Raw genomic sequence first — 5,228 nt, 5'->3', positions numbered from 1 at the left:
TTTTGTTGGTGTTGTTTGGTGGCGGGGTGTGGAGTGGTTTGTGGGGTGTGGTTGCGAGTGTGTGTTGGTAAGTTTTCGGCCGGTTAGTGCCAGTTCCCTGCGCCCCTTGCGGGGTGTGTAGGTCTGGTCTATCGATCCCGTGTTCTGCGGGGGGCCTTATCCCACTTGAATGGGTGAGAAGCCTGGTCTTGGAGTTGGTTTCCCGCTTAGATGCTTTCAGCGGTTATCCTGTCCGAACGTGGCTATCCAGCGGTGCCCCTGGTGGGACAACTGGTGTACCAGAGGTTCGTCCGTCCCGGTCCTCTCGTACTAGGGACAGGTTTCCTCAAGCTTCTGACGCGCGCGGCGGATAGAGACCGAACTGTCTCACGACGTTCTAAACCCAGCTCGCGTGCCGCTTTAATGGGCGAACAGCCCAACCCTTGGGACCTGCTCCAGCCCCAGGATGCGACGAGCCGACATCGAGGTGCCAAACCATCCCGTCGATATGGACTCTTGGGGAAGATCAGCCTGTTATCCCCGGGGTACCTTTTATCCGTTGAGCGACACCCCTTCCACTCGGGGGTGCCGGATCACTAGTCCCGACTTTCGTCCCTGCTTGACATGTTCGTCTCGCAGTCAAGCTCCCTTGTGCACTTACACTCAACACCTGATTGCCATCCAGGTTGAGGGAACCTTTGGGCGCCTCCGTTACATTTTTGGAGGCAACCGCCCCAGTTAAACTACCCGCCAGGCACTGTCCCTGAACCGGATAGACGGTTCGAGGTTAGAGGCCCAATACGATCAGAGTGGTATTTCAACGATGACTCCACCCAAACTGGCGTCTGGGTTTCGCAGTCTCCCACCTATCCTACACAAACCGAATCGAGCACCAATACCAAGTTGTAGTGAAGGTCCCGGGGTCTTTTCGTCCTGCCGCGCGTAACGAGCATCTTTACTCGTAATGCAATTTCGCCGAGTCTATGGTTGAGACAGCTGAGAAGTCGTTACGCCATTCGTGCAGGTCGGAACTTACCCGACAAGGAATTTCGCTACCTTAGGATGGTTATAGTTACCACCGCCGTTTACTGGGGCTTAAATTCTCCGCTTCACCCCTCGAGAGGGGTTGACGGGTCCTCTTAACCTTCCAGCACCGGGCAGGCGTCAGTCCGTATACCTCGTCTTGCGACTTCGCACGGACCTGTGTTTTTAGTAAACAGTCGCTTCTCACTGGTTTGTGCCACCCACTCCCGCTTGGGCCGCAAGGGCTTACACAGTGTGCGGGTCCCCCTTCTCCCGAAGTTACGGGGGCATTTTGCCGAGTTCCTTAACCATAGTTCACTCGTACGCCTCGGTATTCTCTACCTGACCACCTGTGTTGGTTTGGGGTACGGGCCGTGTATGCGCTCGCTAGAGGCTTTTCTCGACAGCATAGGATCACCGAATTCGCCTCACTCGGCTATGCATCACCTCTCAGACATGTGAGTGACGGATTTACCTATCACTCGTCCTACGGGCTTGCCCCAGTATTACCACTGACTGGTACGGCTACCTTCCTGCGTCACCCCATCGCTTGACTACTACCCGTCCGGGTCCCACGCAGCCAATGACCCTCGCACCCCGAAGGGATTGATAGGCCACCTTTTGGGTGGTTAGCAGAACGGATTCATCAGGGACGCTCATACACGGGTACGGGAATATCAACCCGTTGTCCATCGACTACGCCTGTCGGCCTCGCCTTAGGTCCCGACTCACCCTGGGCGGACTGGCCTGGCCCAGGAACCCTTGGTCTTCCGGCGGGCAAGGTTCTCACTTGCCTTATCGCTACTCATGCCTGCATTCTCACTCCCACACCCTCCACCACTGAATCACTTCGTGGCTTCACCGGATGCAGGACGCTCCCCTACCCAACCCACACCCCCAAAAGGGCATGGACTGCCGCGGCTTCGGCGGTGTGCTTGAGCCCCGCTACATTATCGGCGCACAATCACTTGACCAGTGAGCTATTACGCACTCTTTCAAGGGTGGCTGCTTCTAAGCCAACCTCCTGGTTGTCTTCGCGACTGCACATCCTTTTCCACTTAGCACACGCTTAGGGGCCTTAGCCGGCGATCTGGGCTGTTTCCCTCTCGACGCACGGAGCTTATCCCCCGCCGTCTCACTGCCACACTATGACTTGTCGGCATTCGGAGTTTGGCTGACGTCAGTAACCTAGTAGGGCCCATCGGCCATCCAGTAGCTCTACCTCCAACAAGAACCATGTGACGCTGCACCTAAATGCATTTCGGGGAGAACCAGCTATCACGGAGTTTGATTGGCCTTTCACCCCTACCCACAACTCATCCCCTCAGTCTTCAACCTAAGTGGGTTCGGGCCTCCACGCGGTCTTACCCGCGCTTCACCCTGGCCATGGGTAGATCACTCCGCTTCGGGTCCACAACACACCACTACACCAACCCCTACGGATTGGATACGCCCTATTCAGACTCGCTTTCGCTGCGGCTACCCCACCACGGGTTAACCTCGCGACATGTCGGTGACTCGCAGGCTCATTCTTCAAAAGGCACGCCATCACCCCACAACAAAGTCGAAGGCTCTGACGGCTTGTAGGCACACGGTTTCAGGTACTCTTTCACTCCCCTCCCGGGGTACTTTTCACCATTCCCTCACGGTACTGATCCGCTATCGGTCACTGAGAAGTATTCAGGCTTACCGGGTGGTCCCGGCAGATTCACAGCAGATTCCACGGGCCCGCTGCTACTCGGGAAACACTGCAAGACAGGTGTCAGGTTTTCACGTACCGGGCTCTCACCGTCTACGGCAGACCATCCCAGGCCACTTCCGCTAACCACAACACTTTCTGACTGCCCTCCGGCCGGATAGAACCAGACACAGCACTCCCACAACCCCGCACACACAACCCCTATCCAGTCTCACATGTGCACGGTTTAGCCATCCTCCGCGTTCGCTCGCCACTACTAACGGAATCACAATTGTTTTCTCTTCCTACGGGTACTGAGATGTTTCACTTCCCCGCGTTCCCCCCCAACGCCTATACATTCAGCGCTGGGTGACACGACATCACTCGTGCCGGGTTTCCCCATTCGGACATCCTCGGATCCACGCTCGGTTGACAACTCCCCGAGGCATATCGCAGCCTCCCACGTCCTTCATCGGCTCTCAGTGCCAAGGCATCCACCATGCGCCCTAAAACACTTACACAAACACAAATCAATATTCAGAAGAAATTGCAAAGAACACCACACCCAACAACACCCCTCCACGGGGCGCCGTCACGTGTCGCGCTCTAGATGCTCGCAACCACTATCCACAAATCAAACACCACACCCCACCACCAAAGCAGGGCAACAACACGCCGACTCCCTATCCCCGGTTTCCCATCACACGGGACGAAGAGATAGCGGGCTTGTTGTCTCAAAGCCCAATAGTGTGTCTGGCAGTCCCTTTTTCGCCGACCGGTTTCCCCCCAGCCGACACGCGTTCGTTGTGCACCCAACCCGCGCCACTACAGCCACAGGTTCCATCACGGCCCGACCAGAACCCAACGTCCTGGCCCTCTCGTGGTGCTCCTTAGAAAGGAGGTGATCCAGCCGCACCTTCCGGTACGGCTACCTTGTTACGACTTCGTCCCAATCGCCGATCCCACCTTCGACGGCTCCCTCCCTGACGGGTTAGGCCACCGGCTTCGGGTGTTACCGACTTTCATGACGTGACGGGCGGTGTGTACAAGGCCCGGGAACGTATTCACCGCAGCGTTGCTGATCTGCGATTACTAGCGACTCCGACTTCACGGGGTCGAGTTGCAGACCCCGATCCGAACTGAGACCGGCTTTGAAAGGATTCGCTCCACCTCACGGCATCGCAGCCCTTTGTACCGGCCATTGTAGCATGTGTGAAGCCCTGGACATAAGGGGCATGATGACTTGACGTCATCCCCACCTTCCTCCGAGTTGACCCCGGCAGTCTCTCACGAGTCCCCGCCATAACGCGCTGGCAACATGAGACAAGGGTTGCGCTCGTTGCGGGACTTAACCCAACATCTCACGACACGAGCTGACGACAGCCATGCACCACCTGCACACAGGCCACAAGGGAACCGACATCTCTGCCGGCGTCCTGTGCATGTCAAACCCAGGTAAGGTTCTTCGCGTTGCATCGAATTAATCCACATGCTCCGCCGCTTGTGCGGGCCCCCGTCAATTCCTTTGAGTTTTAGCCTTGCGGCCGTACTCCCCAGGCGGGGTACTTAATGCGTTAGCTACGGCACGGATCCTTAGGAAAGAACCCACACCTAGTACCCACCGTTTACGGCGTGGACTACCAGGGTATCTAATCCTGTTCGCTCCCCACGCTTTCGCTCCTCAGCGTCAGTTACTGCCCAGAGACCCGCCTTCGCCACCGGTGTTCCTCCTGATATCTGCGCATTCCACCGCTACACCAGGAATTCCAGTCTCCCCTGCAGTACTCCAGTCTGCCCGTATCGCCCGCACGCCCACAGTTAAGCTGTGAGTTTTCACGAACAACGCGACAAACCACCTACGAGCTCTTTACGCCCAGTAATTCCGGACAACGCTCGGACCCTACGTATTACCGCGGCTGCTGGCACGTAGTTGGCCGGTCCTTCTTCTGCACCTACCGTCACTTACGCTTCGTCGGTGCTGAAAGAGGTTTACAACCCGAAGGCCGTCATCCCCCACGCGGCGTCGCTGCATCAGGCTTGCGCCCATTGTGCAATATTCCCCACTGCTGCCTCCCGTAGGAGTCTGGGCCGTATCTCAGTCCCAGTGTGGCCGGTCACCCTCTCAGGCCGGCTACCCGTCGTCGCCTTGGTAGGCCATCACCCCACCAACAAGCTGATAGGCCGCGGGCCCATCCCACACCGCAAAAGCTTTCCCCCACCAGGCCATGCGACCAGCAGGGTGTATTCGGTATTAGACCCAGTTTCCCAGGCTTATCCCAAAGTGCAGGGCAGATCACCCACGTGTTACTCACCCGTTCGCCACTCGAGCACCCAGCAAGCTGGGCCTTTCCGTTCGACTTGCATGTGTTAAGCACGCCGCCAGCGTTCGTCCTGAGCCAGGATCAAACTCTCCAAACAAAAACTGTCCAGAAAATCAAACTGGCAAAACAAAAAACCACACCCCAAACGGGAAAAAGAGGCATGGCAAAAAACAACAACAAACAAAAACCACCAAACACACTATTGAGTTCTCAAACAACACACCCAC

The 5,228-nt window shown here is 56.9% G+C and carries 2 rRNA genes; both read right to left on the bottom strand.

The features are described from left to right. Window positions 1-63: 63 nt before the first annotated feature. Window positions 64-3,201: ribosomal RNA gene (locus ABQE89_RS26190) — 23S ribosomal RNA — on the bottom strand. 373 nt (window positions 3,202-3,574) lie between these two features. Continuing rightward, window positions 3,575-5,098 (bottom strand): 16S ribosomal RNA (locus ABQE89_RS26185). The 16S and 23S rRNA genes sit together here, the layout of an rRNA operon. Window positions 5,099-5,228 lie beyond the last annotated feature (130 nt).

The sequence above is a fragment of the Mycolicibacterium sp. XJ1819 genome (assembly GCF_053483675.1).
Note: the sequence above shows the minus strand (reverse complement) of the source record. Positions and strands in the feature narration are given on the sequence as shown.